General features: G+C 66.5%; 18 protein-coding genes. 7 read left to right on the top strand and 11 right to left on the bottom strand.

Going from position 1 to position 21,459, the window contains the following annotated elements; all coding sequences use genetic code 11:
• The first annotated feature begins 108 nt into the window (after positions 1-108).
• Positions 109-3,837 carry a methionine synthase gene (gene metH / locus L0966_RS17935; RefSeq protein ID WP_234053338.1) on the top strand — a complete coding sequence of 1,243 codons (3,729 nt, stop codon included), beginning with the start codon at positions 109-111 and terminating at the stop codon, positions 3,835-3,837.
• 196 nt (positions 3,838-4,033) lie between these two features.
• Here metH and L0966_RS17940 read toward each other — a convergent pair whose 3' ends face one another.
• Positions 4,034-4,234 (bottom strand): hypothetical protein, encoded by a 201-nt coding sequence (locus L0966_RS17940; protein ID WP_234053339.1) that lies wholly within the window; start codon positions 4,232-4,234, stop codon positions 4,034-4,036.
• A 657-nt stretch (positions 4,235-4,891) separates the two neighbouring features.
• Positions 4,892-5,410 (bottom strand): isoprenylcysteine carboxylmethyltransferase family protein, encoded by a 519-nt coding sequence (locus L0966_RS17945; protein WP_234053340.1) that lies wholly within the window; start codon positions 5,408-5,410, stop codon positions 4,892-4,894.
• Positions 5,411-5,622: 212 nt separating this feature from the next.
• Here L0966_RS17945 and L0966_RS17950 point away from each other — a divergent pair, with 212 nt between their 5' ends.
• Genes L0966_RS17950 through L0966_RS17960 form a run of 3 tightly spaced genes read left to right on the top strand, consistent with a single transcriptional unit; the run spans position 5,623 to position 7,976 of the window.
• Positions 5,623-6,150 (top strand): YeeE/YedE thiosulfate transporter family protein, encoded by a 528-nt coding sequence (locus L0966_RS17950; protein WP_234053341.1) that lies wholly within the window; start codon positions 5,623-5,625, stop codon positions 6,148-6,150.
• 24 nt (positions 6,151-6,174) lie between these two features.
• Complete coding sequence (locus tag L0966_RS17955; RefSeq protein WP_234053342.1) at positions 6,175-6,801, top strand: YeeE/YedE thiosulfate transporter family protein; 627 nt, start codon at positions 6,175-6,177, stop codon at positions 6,799-6,801.
• Between the two features lie 5 nt (positions 6,802-6,806).
• Positions 6,807-7,976 carry an NAD(P)/FAD-dependent oxidoreductase gene (locus L0966_RS17960; RefSeq protein WP_234053343.1) on the top strand — a complete coding sequence of 390 codons (1,170 nt, stop codon included), beginning with the start codon at positions 6,807-6,809 and terminating at the stop codon, positions 7,974-7,976.
• Here the strand turns inward: L0966_RS17960 and rsmA are convergent.
• The 8 genes from rsmA to L0966_RS18000 form a co-directional block, all read right to left on the bottom strand.
• Positions 7,954-8,841 (bottom strand): 16S rRNA (adenine(1518)-N(6)/adenine(1519)-N(6))-dimethyltransferase RsmA, encoded by an 888-nt coding sequence (gene rsmA, locus L0966_RS17965; RefSeq protein ID WP_234053344.1) that lies wholly within the window; start codon positions 8,839-8,841, stop codon positions 7,954-7,956. The two genes, L0966_RS17960 and rsmA, sit on opposite strands and share 23 nt — an antisense overlap.
• The gene (gene pdxA, locus L0966_RS17970; protein WP_234053345.1) at positions 8,838-9,875 is read right to left on the bottom strand and encodes a 4-hydroxythreonine-4-phosphate dehydrogenase PdxA; all 1,038 of its coding nucleotides are present in this window, start codon (positions 9,873-9,875) and stop codon (positions 8,838-8,840) included. The genes rsmA and pdxA overlap by 4 nt, the downstream gene beginning before the upstream one ends.
• The gene (locus L0966_RS17975; protein WP_234053346.1) at positions 9,875-10,795 is read right to left on the bottom strand and encodes a peptidylprolyl isomerase; all 921 of its coding nucleotides are present in this window, start codon (positions 10,793-10,795) and stop codon (positions 9,875-9,877) included. Before L0966_RS17975 ends, pdxA begins: the two co-directional genes overlap by 1 nt.
• Positions 10,796-11,079: 284 nt before the next feature.
• Positions 11,080-13,557, bottom strand: a complete 2,478-nt coding sequence (locus L0966_RS17980; RefSeq protein WP_234053347.1) for an LPS-assembly protein LptD — start codon at positions 13,555-13,557, stop codon at positions 11,080-11,082.
• An 80-nt stretch (positions 13,558-13,637) separates the two neighbouring features.
• Complete coding sequence (gene lptG / locus L0966_RS17985) at positions 13,638-14,729, bottom strand: LPS export ABC transporter permease LptG (protein WP_234053348.1); 1,092 nt, start codon at positions 14,727-14,729, stop codon at positions 13,638-13,640.
• Between the two features lie 19 nt (positions 14,730-14,748).
• The gene (lptF, locus tag L0966_RS17990) at positions 14,749-15,906 is read right to left on the bottom strand and encodes an LPS export ABC transporter permease LptF (RefSeq protein WP_234053349.1); all 1,158 of its coding nucleotides are present in this window, start codon (positions 15,904-15,906) and stop codon (positions 14,749-14,751) included.
• A 145-nt stretch (positions 15,907-16,051) separates the two neighbouring features.
• Positions 16,052-16,417, bottom strand: coding sequence for an ArsC family reductase (locus L0966_RS17995; RefSeq protein ID WP_234053350.1), 366 nt, complete (start codon positions 16,415-16,417; stop codon positions 16,052-16,054).
• Positions 16,418-16,456: 39 nt separating this feature from the next.
• A complete protein-coding gene (locus L0966_RS18000; protein WP_234053351.1) occupies positions 16,457-17,137 on the bottom strand; it encodes a TetR/AcrR family transcriptional regulator in 681 nt (226 codons plus the stop codon).
• Between the two features lie 700 nt (positions 17,138-17,837).
• On the opposite strand from L0966_RS18000, the gene L0966_RS18005 reads away from it, so the two are divergent.
• The 3 genes from L0966_RS18005 to L0966_RS18015 all read left to right on the top strand — a co-directional run bounded on the left by L0966_RS18005 (position 17,838) and on the right by L0966_RS18015 (position 20,083).
• Entirely contained in the window at positions 17,838-18,812 is a 975-nt protein-coding gene (locus L0966_RS18005) for a lipid kinase (RefSeq protein WP_234053352.1), read from the top strand.
• Positions 18,812-19,552, top strand: a complete 741-nt coding sequence (locus L0966_RS18010; protein ID WP_234053353.1) for a TerC family protein — start codon at positions 18,812-18,814, stop codon at positions 19,550-19,552. The genes L0966_RS18005 and L0966_RS18010 overlap by 1 nt, the downstream gene beginning before the upstream one ends.
• Positions 19,553-19,687: 135 nt before the next feature.
• Entirely contained in the window at positions 19,688-20,083 is a 396-nt protein-coding gene (locus L0966_RS18015) for a hypothetical protein (RefSeq protein ID WP_234053354.1), read from the top strand.
• A gap of 57 nt (positions 20,084-20,140) precedes the next feature.
• On the opposite strand, the gene L0966_RS18020 is transcribed toward L0966_RS18015, so the two are convergent.
• A complete protein-coding gene (locus L0966_RS18020) occupies positions 20,141-21,433 on the bottom strand; it encodes an FAD-binding oxidoreductase (RefSeq protein ID WP_234053355.1) in 1,293 nt (430 codons plus the stop codon).
• Positions 21,434-21,459: the final 26 nt, after the last annotated feature.

The raw sequence follows: 21,459 nt of genomic DNA on the forward strand, positions 1-21,459 counted from the left end.
GGACCGGCGTCGGGCCTGACGGCTCCGGCGCCCGGTCCCCCGCACATTTCCCTTTTTCCGAACGAGGCGGCCTTCGGGCCATGCCCCGAGCCTCAAAGAGCCCCAATCATGTCCGCCACCGCTGCCAATGATGTCTTCGCCGCTTTGACCGCCGCCGCGCGGGAACGCATCCTGGTGCTGGACGGCGCCATGGGCACCATGATTCAGGCCCTGAAGCTGGACGAGGCGGGCTATCGCGGCGCGCGCTTCAAGGACTGGCCGCGCGACGTGCGCGGCAACAACGACCTGTTGAGCCTCACCCAGCCCGACGCGGTGCGGGAGATCCACCTCAAATATTTCCGCGCCGGCGCCGATATCGTCGAGACCAACACCTTTTCTGGCACCTCCATCGCCCAGGCCGATTATGGCATGGAGGCCATCGTCTACGAGCTGAACTTCGAGAGCGCCCGCCTCGCCAAGGAGGCGGCGGTGCTGGCGGAAAAGGAAGACGGTCGCCGCCGCTTCGTGGCCGGCGCCTTCGGCCCCACCAACCGCACCGCCTCCATCTCGCCGGACGTGAACGATCCCGGCTTCCGGGCCGTGACCTTCGATGATCTCGCCAAAGCCTATGGCGAGCAGGCGCGCGGCCTCATCGCTGGCGGGGCGGACATCCTGCTGGTGGAGACCATTTTCGACACCCTGAACGCCAAGGCGGCTTTGTTCGCCATTGAGGGGCTGTTCGACGAGCTTGGCATCCGCCTGCCGGTGATGATCTCTGGCACCATCACCGACCTGTCGGGCCGCACCCTTTCGGGCCAGACGCCTTCGGCCTTCTGGTATTCCCTGCGCCACGCGCAGCCTTTCTCCATCGGCCTCAATTGCGCGCTGGGCGCCAGGGAGATGCGGGCCCACATCGCCGAGATCGGCCGGGTGGCCGACACCTTCGTGTGCGCCTATCCCAATGCCGGCCTGCCCAACGAGTTCGGCCTCTATGACGAGAGCCCCGAGGCCATGGCGGCCCTGGTGGGCGAGTTCGCCACCTCCGGTCTCGTGAACGTGGTGGGCGGCTGCTGCGGCACCACGCCGGACCACATCCGGGCCATTGCCGGCGCGGTGAAGGGCATCAAGCCCCGCGTGGTGCCGGAGCTGGAGCCGCGGCTGCGCCTGTCGGGCCTAGAGCCGTTCGAGCTGACGCGTGAGATCCCGTTCGTGAATGTGGGCGAGCGCACCAACGTCACCGGCTCGGCGCGTTTCCGCAAGCTCATCACCAATGGCGACTTCCCTGCGGCGCTCGCGGTGGCGCGCGACCAGGTGGAAAGCGGCGCCCAGGTGATCGACATCAACATGGACGAGGGCCTGCTCGACAGCGAGGCCGCCATGGTCACCTTCCTCAACCTCGTGGCCTCGGAACCCGACATCGCCCGCGTGCCGGTGATGGTGGACAGTTCCAAGTGGGACATCATCGAGGCGGGGCTGAAGCGCCTGCAGGGCAAGGGCATCGTCAATTCCATCTCCCTCAAGGAGGGGGAGGAGGCGTTCCGCGAAAAGGCGCGGCTGGTGCGCCGCTATGGCGCCGCCGTGGTGGTGATGGCCTTCGACGAGGAGGGCCAAGCCGACACCTATGAGCGCAAGACCACCATCTGCAAGCGCGCCTACGGCATCCTGACCGGCATGGGCTTCCCTCCCGAGGACATCATCTTCGATCCCAACATCTTCGCGGTGGCCACCGGCATCGAGGAGCATTCGGGCTATGGCGTCGCCTTCATCGAGGCGACCCGCTGGATCCGGCAGGGCCTGCCTTACGCCCATGTGTCGGGCGGCGTCTCGAACCTGTCCTTCTCGTTCCGCGGCAACGAGCCGGTGCGCGAGGCCATGCACGCGGTGTTCCTCTATCATGCCATCCAGGCGGGCATGGATATGGGCATCGTCAATGCCGGCCAGCTCGCCGTTTATGACGAGATCGAGCCGGCCTTGCGGGAGGCCTGCGAGGACGTGGTGCTGAACCGCCGCGCCGACGCCACCGAGCGGTTGCTCGCCATGGCCGAGGGCTTCAAGGGCCAGGGCAAGGAGAAGAAGGAAGCCGACCTCACCTGGCGCACCTGGCCGGTGGAGAAGCGGCTGGAGCACGCGCTGGTCAACGGCATCACCGATTATGTGGAGGCCGACACCGAGGAGGCCCGCGCCAAGGCCGAGCGGCCTCTGCACGTGATCGAGGGCCCGCTGATGGCGGGCATGAACGTGGTGGGCGACCTGTTCGGCGCCGGCAAGATGTTCCTGCCCCAGGTGGTGAAGTCGGCCCGCGTGATGAAGCAGGCGGTGGCCTATCTTATGCCCTTCATGGAGAAGGAAAAGGCGGAGATGGGCCTTTCCGCCTCCTCCGCCGCCGGCAAGATCCTGATGGCGACCGTAAAGGGCGATGTCCACGACATCGGCAAGAACATCGTGGGCGTGGTGCTCCAGTGCAATAATTACGAGGTCATCGACCTCGGCGTGATGGTGCCCACGGCCAAGATCCTGGAAACCGCGAAGGCGGAGAAGGTGGACGTGATCGGCCTTTCCGGCCTCATCACCCCGTCCCTGGACGAGATGGTGAACGTGGCTTCTGAGATGGAGCGCGAGGGCTTTTCCGTGCCCCTGCTCATCGGCGGCGCCACCACCTCGCGGGTCCACACCGCGGTGAAGATCTCGCCCCAATATGAGCGCGGGCAGGCGGTCTACGTCACCGATGCGAGCCGCGCGGTGGGCGTTGTCTCCAACCTGCTCAATGCCGAGACGCGCGGATCCTACGTCGCCGACATTCGCGCCGAATACCAGAAGCTGGCCGATGCCCATGCCCGCGCCGATGCCGCCAAGCAGCGCGTGCCTTTGGCCAAGGCGCGCGAGAACGGCCTGAAGCTGGACTTCTCCAATTATGTGCCGCCCAAGCCGAAGATCGTCGGCGCCGAGGTGTTCGAGGATTACGATCTGGCCGACCTCGTGCCCTATATCGACTGGACGCCCTTCTTCCAGTCCTGGGAGCTGACGGGGCGCTATCCGGCCATCCTTCAGGACCCGGTGGTGGGCGAGCCGGCCCGGGCGCTGTTCAACGATGCCCAGGTGATGCTGAAGAAGATGGTGGAGGAAAAGTGGGTGACCGCCCGCGCCGTCATCGGCTTCTGGCCGGCGAATTCGGTGGGCGACGATATCGTGCTGTTCCGCGACGACAGCCGCGCCAATCCGCTCACCACCCTGCACACCCTGCGCCAGCAGCTGGCGAAACGTGAGGGGCGGTTCAACCTCGCCCTCGCCGACTTCGTGGCGCCCATGGAAAGCGGCGTGGCTGATTATGTGGGCGGCTTCGCGGTGACCGCCGGCATCGGCGAGGACGAGCGGGTGGAGGCCTTCAAGGCGGCCCATGATGACTATTCCGCCATCATGCTGAAGGCGTTGTGCGACCGCCTCGCGGAGGCTTTCGCCGAGCGCATGCACCAGCTCGTACGCACCAAATATTGGGGCTATGCGCCGGATGAGGCGCTCTCCAACGACGAACTGATTGCCGAGACCTATCGCGGCATCCGCCCGGCGCCGGGCTATCCGGCCCAGCCCGATCACACCGAGAAGGGCACACTGTTCTCGCTGCTGCACGCCACCGACGCGGTGGGCATCCGCCTGACGGAGAGCTTCGCCATGTGGCCGGGGGCGGCGGTGTCGGGGCTTTATTTCGCCCATCCGGAGGCCGCCTATTTCGGCGTCGGCCGCATCGAGCGCGATCAGGTGGAGGATTACGCCGCCCGCAAAGAATGGACGGTGGCGGAAGCCGAGAAGTGGCTCGCCCCCATCCTCAATTACGACCCCGCCCGCCAGGCGGCGGCGGAGTGATGGGGCCCACGCCACTCTGCTTTAGCTACAGAGTGGCGTGGGCCCGCGCGTTCATGATTAGAAATGTAGGGCCTGATCCGCTCCCACTGCGATGCAGGGATCCAAGTATCTCCGCATCGTTAAGTGCCTCATCAGCGTGCGCACTCACCTCTTGGCGAGTTCTGTGATCAGATTGAGAGCGGATCCTATCTCTGGCCTAGCGGCTGGTACCGTTGGTCACTTCCCCCGTCTCTGCTGGTTTGGCGTTGTTACCAGCGGGTGCGGGGCCGTGCTGAAGCAGGCGCTTGAGGCGGTTGACGTGGCGAGCGGCGGCTTCCCCGTCCTTCACCCGCACATTATCAAAGACACGATCGCTAATGTAGCAATCTACATCCTTGAATTTGAGGGCGAGAACCATGACGACAACTCCCAGTGGAGTTTGAAATTAGCCGGCCCTTACGGCCGATGTCAAATCAAGGCCATGACCCAGAAGGTGCGGCCAATGGGGTCCGAACCTGTCTCAAAGATGGAATATCCCAATTCTCTCAGATGCACGCTCAACAATTCGTGTTTCACCATGGCCTTAGGAGGGCATAGGCGTGTTTTCGTGACACGGTAGAGCACTCTGGGGCGGACCTTTCGGATCAAGGTTGAGCAGCTCTCCAACACGACGGGCATCACTAGGCCGCGGATTTGTGACGGAATGTAATTGCGGGCGATATTCCGGTCCTGCGTTGAAAATGGCGGACTGGGTTCATCCAAAGAGGCGCAGGTCACCGAGAATGAAAATTCATGGAACCATGAGCTGAGTGGGCGAACATGCTGGTTGGTGGTATAATTCAACTCACAGTCTATGGACACGATCCGACCCGAGCTTCGGCACAGCGCGATGGGCACAACCGTCGAATAGTCGCGACCATCACCTTCCATGTCTATTTCGGATGGCACGTGATCAATGAGAGGCTCGAACATCAGAATTAAAGCAAGGGATTATACGCTTTTTGCGTGTACCATCTCAACCAACGATTCGCTACGGGCGGAATGTCAGCGTCGTGCCTGCGTGCGTTGACTTTATTCATGGCGGCGGCGGAGTGAGGGGGCCGATCCAGCGCGGCACCCGCGCCGCATAGGCGGCAAAGGCCGGGCCGAACTTCGCCGCGAGGTGCCTTTCCTCGCGGCGGGCGGCCAGATGATCGGTGGCGAGGGCGGCAAGGAGCGCCGCCCCTATCAGCCATCCATTGAAAAAGGCGAGCCCCAGCCCCGCCACCAGCAGCGTGTTGCCCAGATAGATGGGGTTGCGCGAGAGCGCGAACGGGCCGTTCGTGACCAGATGGTCGGCGCCTCGGTTCGGCAGGACATTGGTGTGGGCGCGATAGAGGGTGAAGATCGCCGACAGGTCGAGCCCCAGCCCGAGGGCCGCCACCAGCGCCCCCGCAATGCGCACCGGCAACCCCGCCAGCGCCGAGGGCCAACCCAGCGGCGCCAGCCAGCCGAGGCCCAGGCCGGCCACCAGGGCGGCGCCGTAGATCAGCGGCGGCCACGGCACCCGGTTCGGGCGCAGCGCGGTTTCATCAGGCTTCAGTTTCTCAGCCATGCCGTTGCCTCCTGCTTTGCCCCCTGGCGGGCGGCGGTCGCGCGGACCCATGACGATGTCCCCCATTTGCGGCGGGCCGTCATGGGGGGCATCGCCATTCTGCCCTTGCGAAAACATTCAAAACATATAATTTCATATGATTGAATGTATATCGTCGGGACCGTGGCCGGCCGCAACCCCGGCATCGTCCGTGTCCCGCAGGGAGAAACCCCATGCGTGCCTGTTCCCTCAAGCAGAAGGCGTGGTCGCCATATCTGGCCGGCATCATCATCGGCCTGCTGCAGGTTCCCGCCTTCCTCCTCATCTCCACGGCCCTCGGGGCCTCGTCATCCTATGTGACGGTGGGGGGCTACATCGCTTCCCTGTTCGATCCTTCCATTGTTGAGATCGATTATGTGGCCAAGCACGTGGCGGCCACGGGCAAGAACTGGTGGCAGGTGGCCCTGGTGGCCGGCGTCGCCATCGGCGCCTTCATCTCCATGAAGCTTTCGGGCGCCAAGCGGAAGGCCGTCTCCCCCATCTGGAGCCGGGCGCTCGGCACTTCCAGCCGGCCGGTGCGCTATGCGGTGGCCTTCGGCGCCGGCTTCCTGATGCTGTTCGGTGCCCGCGTGGCCGATGGCTGCACCTCCGGCCACGGTTTGTCCGGCATGGCGCAGATGGCGGTGTCGTCCACCATCGCCGTGGCCTTCATGTTCGTGGGTGGCATCGCCACCGCCTTCCTCGTCCTGCGCCGCATCTGAACGCGCCCGCCAAGGAGAACTCACATGTCTGTTTTTCCGGCCGTTCTCATCGGTCTTGCCATGGGCATCGTGTTCGGCTTCGCCTTCGAGAAGGCGCGGGTGTTCGAGCCCGGCATGATCGTGGGGCAGATGCAGTTCCGCAACTTCACCATGCTCAAGGTGTTCCTCACGGCGGTCGCCACCGGCGCGGTGGTGCTGGCCGTGCTGCACGGCTTCGGCCTCATCAAGCTGTCGCCCAAGCCCACTTTTTATGCGGCTGACGTGCTCGGCGGGCTGGCGCTGGGCGCGGGCATCACTTTGGCGGGGGCCTGCCCCGGCACCATCCTGGCGCAGATCGGCGCCGGCTATCGCGATGCGCTCTTCACCCTGCTGGGCGGTCTCGCCGGCGCGGTGGCCTTCAGCTATGCCGACCCGATGCTGACGCCTCTCCTGTTCACCGGCGGGCCGGGCAAGATCACCTTCATGGACCTCACCGGCGTATCGTACACGGTGCTCGCCATCGGCCTTGCGGTGGTGCTGGCGGTGGTTCTGGTGCTCCTGGAGCGCTGGCGTCCCTGGCGCGCCGATCTGGGCGCCGACGTGGATGGTGATTTCGGCGCGGCCGATACGACGACGGCCGCCAATGTGACGCGTCTCAAGGCGGCGGAGTGATGGCCATGAATGCCAATGCTCCGAACGCCGGCCCGGAGGGCGACCGCCACATCGTCATCCTGGGGGCGGGGTTTGCCGCCCTCACCGCCGTGCGTGAGCTGCGGCGGCAGAACGTGACCGCGCGCATCACCGTGGTTTCGCCCTCCGACGAGCTGATCTACGCGCCGAGCCTCATCTGGATCCCCGCGGGCCTGCGCAAGGGGGACGACCTGAGGGTGCCGCTGGCCGGCTTCTTCGCGCGCCACAAGGTCGAGCATGTCAAGGCGCGGGTGGAAGGCGTCACCCATGGCGGGCGCATCGTGGAGACCTCCCAGGGGCCGGTCGCCAACGATCTGCTGCTCATCGCCACCGGCGGGCGCTATATCCGCAAGCTGCCGGGCATCGAGAACGCCATCATTCCCTGTGAGGGCATCGCAGCTGCGGAGGCGGCCCGCGATCGCGTCGCGGCCCTAGAGCAGGGCACGGTGGCCATCGGCTTCGGCGGCAATCCCAACGAGCCGGCGGCGGTGCGCGGCGGGCCCATGTTCGAGTTCCTGTTCGGTCTTGACACGCTGCTGCGCCGCCAGGGCCGGCGGGACAAGATCGAGCTGGTCTTTTTCAACCCGTCAAAGGAGCCGGGGCAGCGCCTCGGCCCCAAGGCGGTGGGGGCGCTGCTGAAGCAGATGGAGCAGCGCGGCATCAAGACCCATCTTGGGCACAAAATGGCGCGCTTCGATCCCGACCGGGTGGTGACCGAAGGCGGCGAGTTCCCCGCCGATGTCATCCTCTTCATGCCCGGCCTGACGGGCCCCGCCTGGCTCGACAAGACCGACCTGCCCAAATCGCCCGGCGGCTTCGTCCAGGCGAGCGAGACCTGCGCCGTGCCGGGTCTCCAGCGGGTTTATGTGGCGGGCGATTCAGGCTCCTTCCCGGGGCCGGACTGGATGCCCAAGCAGGCCCATCAGGCGGATCTCCAGGCGGTGGCGGCGGCCCGCAACATGGCGGCTGAGCTGAAGGGGCTGGCGCCCACGGCGGTGTTCAAGCCGGAGCTGGTGTGCATCGTCGACACCCTCGACGCCGGCATGCTGGTGTTCCGAGACATGAAGCGCAACCTTGCCCTGCCGCGCTTCGCCGGCTTCCACCTGCTGAAGAAGATGTTCGAGGCCCACTACCTCAAGGCGTATCGAGCTGCGTGAGCGGCCCCCAGGGCACGTTGCCCCGGCCCTGCGCATAGGCATTGGCCAAGGCAACGAAGCCTTGAACATCGATCTCCTCCGCCCGCGCGGTCTCGGCCACGCCGGCGGCGGCAAGCAGGGGGAAGGGGTCCACCCCCAGCGACTTCAGGCTCTGCCGCAGCATCTTGCGGCGCTGGCCGAAAGCGGCTTCCGTCACCCGTTCCAGGGACGAGAGGGCGCAGGGCAGAGGCTCGGCCCGGGGCACCAGATGCACCACCGAGGAGGTGACCTTGGGCGGTGGCACGAAGGCGGAAGGCGCCACATCGAAGGCAATGCGCGCGGTGGTGCGCCAGCCGGCCAGCACCGCCAGCCGCCCATAGACCTTCGAGCCCGGCGCCGCCACGATGCGCTCGGCCACCTCCTTCTGGAACATCAGCGTCAGCGAGCCGAACCAGGGCGGCCAGGGGTCCGTGGAGAGCCAGCCCACCAGCAGCAGGGTGGCGACATTATAGGGCAGGTTCGCCACCACCCGCGCAGGCCCCTCGCCGATGAGGGGGCGCACATCCACCTTCAGGGCATCGCCCTGGATGACCTCCAGGCGGCCCGGATAATGCTCCGAAATCTCCGCCAGGGCGCCGAGGCAGCGCGGGTCGCGCTCGATGGCGATCACCTTCTTCGCCCCGAGCGCCAGCAGCGCCCGGGTGAGGCCGCCGGGGCCGGGGCCCACTTCCACCACCGTTACGTCCTCCAGCGGCCCGGAGGCGCGGGCGATGCGGCCGGTGAGGTTGAGGTCCAGCAGGAAGTTCTGGCCCAGGGACTTCTGGGCGGACAGGCCATGGCGGCGGATGACATCGCGCAGCGGCGGCAGGTCGTCGAGGGCACTCACGCGGAATGGGCTTTCTGGAAAAGGGCTTCGTTCTCGGCAAGGCGGCGGGCAAGCCGCAGCGCCGCCATCAGGCTGGCCGGATTGGCGCGGCCGGTGCCGGCAATGTCGAACGCCGTGCCGTGGTCGGGTGAGGTGCGGATGAAGGGCAGGCCCAGCGTCACGTTCACCCCGTCATGGAACGCCAGGGTCTTGGCCGGAATGAGCACCTGATCGTGATACATGCCCACCACGACGTCATAGCTGGCGCGGGCCTCGGGATGGAACAGGGTGTCGGCCGGCAGCGGGCCGCGTGCGTCGATGCCCTCGGCCTTGAGCTGGGCGACCGCCGGGCGCACCACCTCCTCGTCCTCGCGGCCGAGGGTGCCGCTTTCCCCCGCATGGGGGTTGAGACCGGCGAAGGCGATGCGCGGCGCCGACAGGCCGAACCGCCGGCGCAGATCGGCGGCGAGGATGTGCCCGGTGTCGAGCAGCAGATCGATGGTGACGAGCTCCGGCACCTGCTTCAGGGGCACATGGATGGTGGCCGGCACCACCGCCAGCAACGGCGACCAGATCATCATCACGGCGCGGGGCGGCTCACCGGCCGCTCCTTCCCCTGCGCGGGCGGCGAGATATTCGGTGTGGCCGGGGAAGGGAAAGCCGGCGGCGTACATCACCGATTTCGCGAGGGGACACGTGACCATGGCTGCGGCGGAACCGGCGCGCACCAGATCGACAGCCGCGTCGAGGCTTGCCTGAACGGCGGCGGCGCTCGTGGCGTCGGGAACACCGGGAGCAGCGGTCGCCCGTGGGCCGGTGGGCACGACGGGCAGCGCGTCAGGAAACGCCTCCGCCGCCTGGGCGGGCGCGCAGGCGGCGATGGGCACGTTCAGCCCCAGCAGGCGTGCGCGGGCGGCGAGGAGCTCGGGATCGCCGGCCACGAAGAAGGTGGGCAACTGGTCCCGGGCGCACCACGCCTTCAGGGCCAACTCGGGGCCGACGCCGGCCGGCTCTCCGGCGGTCAGTACCAGAGGGGGCAAGGCCGGGCTGCTCATCAGCGGCGATATTGGATGAGGGCGCTCTTGCGCAGCTCGTCCAGCAGCTTCTTGGAGGCGGAGTTGAATTGCTTGTTGGACAGCTCGTCCTTGATCTCGCGCTTCTGCGAGCTCTCGCCGCGCACCTGCCGCTTGTCGCACACCGCGAAGGTTTCCACGCCGGACTGGCTGACTTCCGGTGGGGTCAGTTTCCCCACGGCGGTCTGGTCGAGAATCTTCTGCAGGTTCGGCGGCATGTCGGACGACAGGCGCAGCACCTGCGGGCGCACCACCACCTCCCGGAGTGACTTGGCGGCGGCAAGGCCGCTTTCGCAACCGTTGAAGCGGGAGCGGAAGGCGTTCGCCTCCTGCAGGCGGGCGCCATAATTGTTGGAGTTACGGGGCACCACAAAGATGATCGGATACAGCACGTACTCGGTGGAGACGAGGCTGGTCTCGCCCCGGCGCTGAAGGGCGGCCGCGATGTCGGCATCGCGAATCATCACGTTGCCGGAGCGGCTGCGCACATACTGGCTCCAGATGTAATCGGCGGCGAGCTTGGTCTTGAACGCCTGCGCGTCAAGGCCCGCCTGGGCCAGGCCCTGGGTGAGCTGTTCCGGCGTGCGGCCGGAGCGCTCGGCCACCGACGCATACATGCGGTCGATGTCCTTTTGCTCAATATCCGATTGCAGCTTGCGCGCCTGCTGGATCTTCAGCCGGTCGTCGATGACCTCCTGCAGGGCCTCCTTGGCGGAGATGCTCTTCTTGTCGAGAAGAGAATGCAGGCGCTGGCGCTGGGTGACGTCATAGGAGGTGATCGGCTCGCCGTTCACCATCACCACGATCTGCTGGGCGCGCGCGGAAAGGCCGGAGCCCAGGACGGCAGCCAGCAGGCTGAATGCGAAGACGATCGCAGAGGCGAGGCGGGGAGGAATGCGCATGGTCCTTTCCGAAGCACGGCGTGCGATGACGACGGGCCGAAACGCAGAAAATGAGCCAGTGGCACCCTTCCGGCGTTTTGCCGTTGTCTCCAGGTCGTGTGGCGGCAATGGGGCCGGGCGCAGGCCCTGGAGGCCGGGTGCGCCACCATCCGCTGCCACCGGCGAAGGCCCGCCTCTCGCCGGGCCATGCCGGGCGGCCGGTCACACCGGACACCCGCGCGGATACGAAAGTCGCATCCACGCGACAAATCTAGCCGTAAGCCGCGGCCCGCTCAAGGCGCAGACTACTGCTGAACACCCGCGTCGGACGAGGAAGACGACCCAAAGGATGTCGAGAACCCACCCTCGCCCAGCGTGCGCAGGCCAATGCGGAACATCACCTTGTTCACGGGATCGCCGCCGGGGCCATTGATGGTGTAGTCGGTGATGTAGTTGAGCGCGAGGCTGAAGCAGTCGTCGATATAGCTGAGGCCGACCAGCGTGTAGTCGAAGTCAGACTGCGCGACATTGTAGCGCACGCCACCGGACACGGTCCAATTGTCCGTCAACTTGTACGCGGCGGTTGTGTAGACGCCCTCGCGCATGTCGTAGTAACCGAGCAGCGGCTGCGGCTCGTAGCGACCATAGGTGACCGACACGCCGAGCCGGTCGACAGAGGCGCGGCCCTGAAGCTCGAACCGCTGCAGCGACATGTTGTCGTTGTCAAAGCGGAAGCGAGAGATGAATTCCAGATTCTTGGTGGGCGAGTAGCCCACCCGCGCGATGTAGTCCGACGCGTTGGTCTCAAGGCCGGACTCAAGGCCCGTATTCGCCATGTCGCCATAGGCGAAGGAGTTCTTGCCGAACAGGTTGTAGGACTGCCCCACCAAGGCACTCAGGGTGCCGAAGCCGCGGATATTGGCCGCATAGCTCACGCCCACATTCGCGCGGCTGCCGCCCTCGACCCGGTCATAGCCCGAGTACTTGTTGATCTCGAACAGGTTCGTGTCGTCGAACACGAGGCTCTGCGCGTCCTCATTGGGGAAGGCGCCGATATTCGTTTCGTTCGGGCGGATGATGATCTGAGCCCGCGGCTCAATGGTCTGCGTACCCCAGCTTTCCACGGAGATGAAGGGATAGCGGTAGTCGAGGCCGATCGCCGGCATGGCGCGGATGAGGTCCTCGCTTCCCGACTGCAGCGGGTTCTGGCCGGGATAGGTCGGGCCGTACATGTAGCTGTAGGGCAGGGGATCGATGTTCACCGAAGCCACGTCCACCCGAGCGGTCACGAACGGCGTCCACATCTGGCCCCAGGAGTCCGTGACGGTGCGCTTCCAATAGAGCTCGGCGGACAGGCGCGTATAGTCGCCCGGCGCGCCGCGCAGCAGGCACTGCTCCGGATTAGGATTGGCCAGGGTGCACGAGCCTGTCGGTATGCCGGTGGCGCCGGGGCTGGACCACAAGTCGGACATGCCGATGAAGTCGGCCTGGTCGCGCGTCAGGCTGGTGAGGTTCACCTTGACGCCCGACTCTCCGCCCCAGAGCGGCTTATCGAACACCTTGGAATAGTTCAGCGTTCCGACGATCGGGATACGGTTCTGGTCGTCGGTGACCGACATGCCCAGGAAGTACAGGCCGCGCACGTCGAAATAGGAGCGGTCTCCCTGGCCGGTGAGGTACACGGTCGAGGTCTTCGTCGTGGTGGCGTCACCGATCAGATTGTAGTCGCGCAGGAAGGTGCGGTCCGACGCCAGCGTGCCATCCCAGCCGAAGGTCCAGAACTGGTTGATGGCGAAATTACCGGTGGTCTCGATGGCCCCGCGGTTGTCGCGATAACCCGGCAGATAGTCCGGAAGGCCGGTCGTGACATTGGTGGTGACGAACGCTTCCTTGTCCTGCTGCATGATGCCGGCGGCGCGGATCGTGTAGCTGCCATTGATCAGGCGCTGGCGCCACTCGCCCTGCATCAGCACACCCTGCTTGGTGGTGATGGTGGGCGTCAGCGTCAGGTCGCGATCGGGCGCGATGTTCCAGAAGAACGGCGTGCCCACCGCGTAGCCAATCTGGCTCGAGGAGAAGAACTCCGGCATCAGGAAGCCGGTCTTGCGCTTCACCGTCGGGTCCGGCGACGACAGATACGGGAAATAGGCCACCGGCATCCCGAAGAATTCAACCGTGGCGTTCTCGTAATAGATCATCCGCTCGTCTTGGTTGTGGATGATCCGCTTGGCCTTGATCTGCCACAGGGGCGGCCGGGTGGGGTCGTCGCGGCAGGGTTCGCAGGCGGTGTAGACGCCATTCTGGAAGACAGTGACGTTGCCTTCCGTCCGGTCCGCGCGGGCGGCGGCGAAATGGGTCTGGTCCGGTGTGTCCAGCCGGAGCGAGTCGATGAAGCCCTGCTTGAAATCCTGGGTCAGCTCCAGGTTTTCGGCGGTGACAACCTTGCCGTCCTTGTCCTTCAGACGGACGTTGCCGATGGCGCGTACCTGATTGGCCTTGCGGTCCAGCACCACGCGGTTCGCCTCGAGGGTGGCGCCGTCATAGTAGATCTGGACGTTGCCGACCGCGGCCACCGTCTCCTTCTGGAAGTCGTATTCCATCTGGTCGGCCGTCACCAGCATCTTCTGGTTCGGGTCGAGCTTATGGTTCGGCAGCACGTTGCTGCCGAAGGCGGCGGGGGTCGTGCCGCCGGTGCCGGTGGAAGCCGGCTGCGCGCCCGCCTGCTGCGCTGCGGCAATGCCGGCGGCGGAGGGCAGGGCGAGAAGGAGGAAGCCCAGGAGCATGGACGCGCCGACCCGGCGCCCGCGAGCCCATAGGCCGCGGGGGGTGCTTGTGCGTGCTGCGATGGGGTGCGAGGCGACCCTCATCCGTCCTCCCGATGCAACAGAATAAGAGCCCCCATAACGATTCCCGCCACTGCTGGAAACCATGCTGCAGCAACAGGATGAACGATTCCTGCCTCACCGAGATCTTCGGCGAGCTTGGTCCCCACATAAAGCAGAAACCCCGCGGCCACGCCACCGAGAATCGTCTGTCCCACACCGCCGAAGCGGAACACGCGCAGGCCCACCACTGCGGCGATCAGCACCATTGCGACCAGCAGAAGTGGCCGTGCCAAAAGGCTTTGGAACTGAAGCCGATACCGCGCCGCGCCAAAGCCCGCATGTTCCGCACTGCGAATAGCAGCGGGCAGTTGCCAAAAAGGCACGGTCTCGGGAGCGATCAGGCTTTCCAGCACCTGGCCGGGGTCGAGGTGGGTCGCGATCAGGTAGGTGTCGAACTGCTGAAGGTCTTGGCCCGGCACGAGAACCCGGGCATTGCGCAGCACCCAGGCGCCGTCGCCGAGGGTGGCGGTGGGGGCCTCCACCCGCTCGATCAGCTTGCCGTCGTTTCCGAATTCGTAAACCACGACGGAAGAAAGAACGCGCCCGCCCTGGGATGAGGCCGCCGCCTGGATGATCGCCTGGCCATCGACACTCTGCTGGCGCACCCAGAAATCCTGCTTGCCGCCGGCGGCAAGCGCCGCCGATGAGCCGAACATGCGGCTTTCCATCTCATTGGCGCGTTCCTTGAACTCGGCCGAGATGGGGTTGAACACGCACGTGGCGAACACGCCGATGAGGAAGGCGATGATGACCGCCGGGGCAATGAACTGCCAGGCCGAAAGGCCCACCGCGCGCGCCACCACCAGCTCAAGGCTCCGCGACAGCAGGACGAAGGTGGCGATGGCACCGAACAGCACCGCGAACGGCAGCAACTGCTCGGTAAAGGCGGGGGCGCGGTAGAGGGTGACGAGGGCCACCATGGTGGTGGTCACGTCGTCATGGTCGGCGGTGCGGCGCGCCATCTCCAGGAAGTCGACCAGCATGATGAGGCCGACGCAGCCGAAGAAGATAAGCGCCACCGCCGAGGCGAAGCGCCGCCCGAAATAGAGGCCGAGGGTGGGGCCGATCATGGTGTCACACTCATTGGCGTCACGCCGCCTTGCCGCGGGCCAGCCGCTGCCTCAACCCTTCCGCGAAGGCGGAAAGGGCGCGCGGCGGCGACAGCTGGACGCGATCGCTCAGCAAGAGCGCGCACAGGGCAACCACCACGATCGGAAAGATGTAGATGAGCACCACCGCCGCCTGCTGGGTGCGCAGCTGGCCGGCAATGGCGAAATTGCCGATCTGCACCATCGCCATGGCCGGGATGATGGCCATCAGCGCCGCGCCGCGACTCTGCCGCGTGGTGCGCGGGCGCGCCAGGGCGGCGGCGGCAATGGCGAAATAGGCGAGCGGATAGAGCCCCGCCGACAGGCGCTTGTGCAGCTCCTCCCGGAAACGGCCGGGCTGGGTAAATTGGTAGAGATCGTTGGCCGGCGGATTGAGCACATAAGCCAGCGGCCGCTCGGCCGGCCGGATGGCCTGGCCCTGCGTGTTCGGCGCCAGCGACGACAGGTCGAAGGCGTAGCGCTGGAACTCCACCACCGAGGTGCTGTTGCTCTTCTCCCCGCCGCGGCGGTGGATGGAGCCGTTTTCAAGGACCAGGAAGGTACCGGCGTCGCTGTCCACGATCTGGCCGCGGTCGGCGAGATAGGTGGTGATGTCCTTGTCGCGGCCGTCATGAATGAAGATGCCGCTCATCACGCCATTGGCGGCGCGCTCGCGCACATGGAAGACGAGGCCTGGCGTCAGGGTGATGAAGCGCCCCGGCTGGGCCACGAACGAGACCACGTCCGCGCGCACCTTCGTCACCTGGTCGCGGAAAATCCTGAGGCTGGACGGCACGACGAACAGCGCCAGCAGCGAGCAGAAGGCCGAGACCAGCAAAGCGAGGATGACGAGCGCCCGCAGCACCCGCCACGGGCTCATGCCGGAGGCGGCCATCACCACGATCTCGCTGTCACCGTTGAGCTTCAGCAAGGTGTAGGCGGTGGCGATGAACAGGGCGGCCGGGGCGATCACCAGCACCAGGGTGGGCATGGTCAGGCTGGTGATGGCGACGAAGGCGAGAATCGTCTGGCCCTGGCTGGTCACAAGGTCCAGCTGCCGCAGGGCCTGGGTCGACCAGATCATGCCGGCGAGCACCACCACCACCCCCAGGAAGGCGATGGCAGCCGTTGAGAAGATGTAGCGGTCGATACGGCCCATCAATCATCGATCCACTGCGCGGAGCCGCTCGTCGCTGGCCGGAGGCTGTTCGGGCGCACTGGATATCCGCAAGCGGCGGAACGTGCAATTCGTGCCGCATGGGAAAGGCCGGCAGCCTCGGCCGGCATGGGGTGACAGCCGGCTGTCACAGGCTTTTTCCGTCGAAGGCGGCGGCATAGGCCTCGGGCTTGAAGCCGACCAGGAGCGTTTCGCCCATCTCCAGGACGGGGCGCTTGATCATGGAGGGTTGGGCCAGCATCAGGGCAATGGCCTTTTCGGCGTCGAGGTCGGCGCGCTCGGCCTCCGGCAGCTTGCGGAAAGTGGTGCCGGAGCGGTTGAGCAAGGTGGTCCAGCCGGCCTTCTCCACCCAGCCGGAGAGCCGGGCGCGGCCGATGCCCTGGGTCTTGTAATCATGAAAGGCATAGGCGACGCCGTGGCCGTCGAGCCAAATGCGGGCCTTCTTCATCGTGTCGCAGGCCTTGATGCCGTAGAGCGTCACTGCGTCGGACATGGATCGCATCCCGTTGGCTGGTGGCGGGGGGGCAGATGCTCAGCGCTTGGCGCCGTAAGCGCACATGAACACGTGGACAGCCCCCTTCACGACCTTTTCGGTGTGCGCGGGGTCGGGTGATTCGGCGTTGCCCATGAGGATGGGCACGGTGATGCCGTCCTTGCATAAGGAGAGGAACTGGCTGGCGGCCTGCTCCACATCGTCGATCTCAAGCGCCCCCTGCTCCACCTTGGCGGCCAGAAAGACGCCAAGTCGGCGGATGCCCTGGCAGGGGCCGGCCTCGAAGAAGCGGTAGCTGATTTCCGGGAACTTGCTGCCGATGGCGATCACGGTGCGCAGGGTGGCCATGTGCTCCGGCCGGATCAGCGCCGCGATGAAGGAATAGCCTACGGTGGTGAGCACCTTCTCCACGTCCGGCTCGTTGCTGTCGAGCACGAACATGCGCTCCGCGGTCTCGTTGCATTCGCTGGAGACGAGAGCCGCGAACAGGTCCTCCTTGTTCTGGAAGTAGACGTAAAGCGTGCCCTTGGACACGCCGGCCGCCCGCGCGATGTCGCCCATGCTGGCGGCGTCGAAGCCGCGTTCCAGGAACACTTCCCGCGCGCCGGACAGAATCTGCTGGCGCTTCTCGGGGTCCTGGCCGGCCGCGGGCGCCCCCTCGCGATGATCGCAGACGGGAACTGCCGCCGGGTCTAGGGGCATGGGGTCAAACGTCGTCACCTGGGCATCCTCTCCTCTCGCCTTCGTTTTGTGCCATCCGGTGCGGTGCGCGCAAGCCGGCCGTCCGGCCTAGGGGCCGGGGAATAGGGCGGCGCGCGGCGCGGCACGGGACATCGGGACGAGACGAGGGCCTCGGCGAGCCGGACAGGGGCGGAAAAACTTCTGGGGAAGATGCCCGACCGAACCGTTCGGTTCCCTCTTGCCATACCCAAGGGGGTGGGCTATGTCAAAGGTGTTCGACCGAACCGTTCGGTCAGCCCGCTGGCTCCGCAACCCATCGGCTGATCGGGCTGAGGGAGGAGAGCATCGCCCCCGCTCTCCTCCCTCCCTTCACTTCCGGTCTTTCCCCCATTCCCGACTTCCCCGCCTGGTCGCGTGCCGGCCTTGGACCGGCGTGCGCCGCAGCGTTGCCGGCGGCGTCGATTCGCGATGGTGCGACATTCTGCCACGCTGGTGCGGACTTGGTGCGGTGCGCGGCGGCCTTACCTTAGGCGCACCGATCCGGGCCCCTCTGGCGCGGCCCTTGGGCCGCGTGATGTCGGATCATCGTGTGTTGTGGGGAAGCCGCTGGTCCTGTCGTCAGGCCGCCGCGCGCCCATGGCACGCAGCGCCGATGAACGCGACCAGGATCGAGGCCCCCTTCGCTCATGCCACCCTTTTCCCTTTTCTTGCGCCTGTCCGCTCCCACGACGGTGCGGCGATGACCGCGCCACATCCGGCGACGGCCCCCCGCCGCGCGCTCCTGCTCATCAATCCCGGCGCCCGCCGTGGCGGGATGGCGCTCGACGATGCGCGCGCCGTTCTCCAGGCCGGCGACATCCTCGTGAGCGAGCATCGATGGCCGGCGCACGCTGCCGCCCGCGAGCTCAGCGCCATCATCCGGCACCAGGCTGAAACGGTTGATCTGGTGATCGTGGGTGGCGGGGATGGCACCTTGAACGCGGCGGCGCGGGGCCTGTTCGACACCCAGCTTCCGCTGGGCGTGCTGCCTTTGGGCACGGCCAACGATTTCGCCCGCACGCTCTCCATTCCCACCGATCCGGTGGCGGCGGCGCGCCTCATCGTTTCCGGCGCGCCGCGCGCGGTGGATCTGGGGGAGGTCAATGGCCATCCCTTCCTGAATGTGTCCAGCATCGGCTTCAGCGCCGATCTCGCCCGCGCCTTGACGGCCGACGCCAAGAAGCGCTTCGGCGTGCTGGGCTATGGCGTCGTGGCGGCCCGCCTGCTGTGGCAGTCGCGCCTCTTCACCGCCTTCATCGAGCATGATGGCGCGGTGGAGACGGTGCGCACGCTCCAGGTTTCGGTGGGCAATGGCCGCTATTACGGCGGTGGCATGGCGGTGGAGGCCTCCGCCAGCGCCGACGACGGGCGGCTCGATTTCTACAGCCTGGAAGTGGACCACTGGTGGCGCCTGCTGGCGCTGCTGCCGAGCCTGCGCCGCGGCACCCAGGGCCAGTGGAACGATGTGCGCGCGTTCCGCACCACCGAGGTGGTGGTGCGCACCAGCCGCCCGCGGCCGGTCAACACCGATGGCGAGCTGGTCACCTTCACGCCCGCCGCGTTCCGGGTGTGGCCGGGCGCCATCCGCGTCTATGCACCCCCGCCCGAGGCGGGCGCGCCGCGCCCCGATTCCGATTATTCCGCCGCCTCTTCTTCGCCCCAAGGTGTTTCGTAATGGACTATCTGTTGCAGCTTGCCGCCGATCCCGCAGCCTGGGTGGCGCTCGTCACGCTGATCGCCATGGAGGTGGTGCTCGGCGTCGACAATCTCATCTTCATCTCGATCCTCACCAACAAGCTGCCGGCCGAATACCGGGCCAAGGCGCGGCGAATCGGCATCGGGCTCGCGCTCATCCTGCGGCTGGGGCTGCTGGGCACGGTGGCCATCATCGTCACCCTCACGGCCCCGGTCTTCACCGTGTTCGGTCACGGCTTCTCCTGGCGGGACATGATCCTGGTGGCCGGCGGCCTGTTCCTGGTGTGGAAGGCCACCAAGGAAATCCACCACAACGTCGATCCGCACCCCAATGACGATGTGTTCGAGGCCAAGGTCACGGTGGGCTTTGTTTCCGCCATCGTGCAGATCCTGATGCTCGACCTGGTCTTTTCCATCGACAGCATCATCACCGCGGTGGGCATGACCGAGCACATCCCGATCATGATCATTGCCGTCATCGTGGCCGTCACCTGCATGCTGCTCGCCGCCGATCCGCTGGCGAAGTTCATCGAGGCTAACCCCACGGTGGTGATGCTGGCGCTCGGCTTCCTCATCATGATCGGCATGACGCTGATCGCGGACGGCTTCGGCGCCCACGTGCCCAAGGGCTACGTCTACGCCGCCATGGGCTTCTCGGCGGCCATCGAGGGCCTGAACATGCTGGCGCGGCGGCGGCGCGAAAAGGCCGGCCACGGCTGACGCGGCACGCGCGGCTTCCCTTTCGTTCGCCCCCTTGCGGGGCGGGCGGGGGTGGGCTCTAACAGGGTAGTGCCCGTCGCGGTTCACGCGCCGGCGCCCGGTTGCGGGACAGCGCTTCAGATTCGAGGATCGGCCATGGGACCCTTCATCGTGCGTTTGCTCACCTTCGTCGGCTTGCCGCTCAAGGCGGCGGCGCTGAAGGCGCTGCTGTTCGCTAGCCTCGCGGTGGGGCTCGTGGCCGGTGGCCTGCCGGCCCATGCGCAGGCCTGCCTGGAGCAGATCGTCACCGTGCAGCAGCAGCTCAAGGCCAAGTTCCCGCCGCCCACGCAGCCGCCGGCCCAGGCGCAGAGCATCGGCGCCCAGGACGCCCAGCAGCCGACGCCGGGCTCGCTGGCGGCAGCTGGCCTCACCGGTCCCGACACGGGTGCCTATGGCGCGCTGAACCAGGCCATGAACCTTCAGGCCGCCGGCGATGAGGCCGGGTGCCTGAAGGCCCTGCAGGAAGCCCGCAAGCTCGGCGGCCTGAACTGAGAATGGCGCGACCGCACCGGCGCGAACCCTTTCGGGTTCCGCCGTCGGCCGGCGGTCTCAAAGCTTGTCGCGCAGGGCGTAATAGCTGAGGCCAGCCACCAGCAGCGGATAGCGCAGCAACGTACCGCCCGGAAAGCCTGGAACCGGCAGCCGGCCCAAGAGGTCGAAGCGTTCCAGCTGGCCCTGCACCGCCTCCGCCAGGATCTTTCCGAACAGCGGCGCGAGCGCCACCCCGTGGCCGGAATAGGCGGCCGACACCAGCACATGGTCCGACAGGCGCCGCACGAAAGGCAGGCGCGTCAGCGTGATGCCGAGCACGCCACCCCAGCCGTAATCAATGCGCACATCGGCGAGCTGGGGGAAGATGCGGAGCATGAAGGGCCGCACGAAATCAGGGATATTGTCGCGCAGGTTCCGCCGATAGCTCTCACCGCCGCCGAACAGCAGCCGGCCATCCGGAGAAAGGCGGAAATAGTTCACCACGAACTTGCTGTCTGCCACCGCCGCATCATTGGCGATGATGCTGCGCGCCCGCTCGCCCAGGGGCTCGGTCGCGGCAATGTAGTTGCAGATGGACATCACATGGGTGTCGACCTGCCGGTTGAGCCCGTCCATGAGCCCGTTGCCGCATTCGAGCAGGAAACGGGCCTTTACCGTCGCGCCGCCTTCGGTGCTGACGGTGACGCCGCCGCCCGAATCCACGGCGCCCGTCACGCGGGTCAGCTCGTGAAGGCGCACCCCGGCCCGCTGCGCTGCGCCCGCCAGGCCCAGGGCGAAATTGAGGGGGTGCAGGTGGCCGCCACCATGGTCGAACACGCCGCCATAATAGGCCGGCGAGCCCACCAGGGCGCGCATCTGCTCCCGGTCCAGGGGCTCGATGGCCTCGTAGCCGTAGGTGTCGCGCAGATGGGCGGCGTAAGCGTGGCTCTCGGCCACGTAATGGGGCTTGTGATCGGCCAGGATGAGGCCGTCCTTCAGGTCGCAATCAATGCCGTGGCGGGTGACCAGGTCGCGCACCAGCGCCTTCGATTCCTCGGCCAGCGCCCACAACTTGCGCGCATCGTCGAGCCCGACGGACGCCTCCAGGAAATCCTGGTGGCGGCGCTGGCCGGAGTGGATCTGCCCGCCATTGCGCCCCGATGCGCCGGAGCCCACCCGCGAGGCTTCCAGCAGCACTACCTTGAAGCCGGCTTCCGCCAGATGCAGCGCCGCTGAAAGGCCGGTATAGCCGCCCCCCAGCACGCACACGTCCGCTTCCGCCTCCCCGGTCAGGGAGGGGAAGTCGGGCATGGGGTTTGCGGTTGCCACATACCATGAGGCGGGATGCGCCATGGGCCGGGGAGATGCCATGTCCTGCTCCGTTTGGGGTGTGTGGG

Origin of the sequence: Xanthobacter sp. NM-59 (genome assembly GCF_021401125.1) — a bacterium.
In the GTDB taxonomy this organism is placed as follows: domain Bacteria; phylum Pseudomonadota; class Alphaproteobacteria; order Rhizobiales; family Xanthobacteraceae; genus Xanthobacter.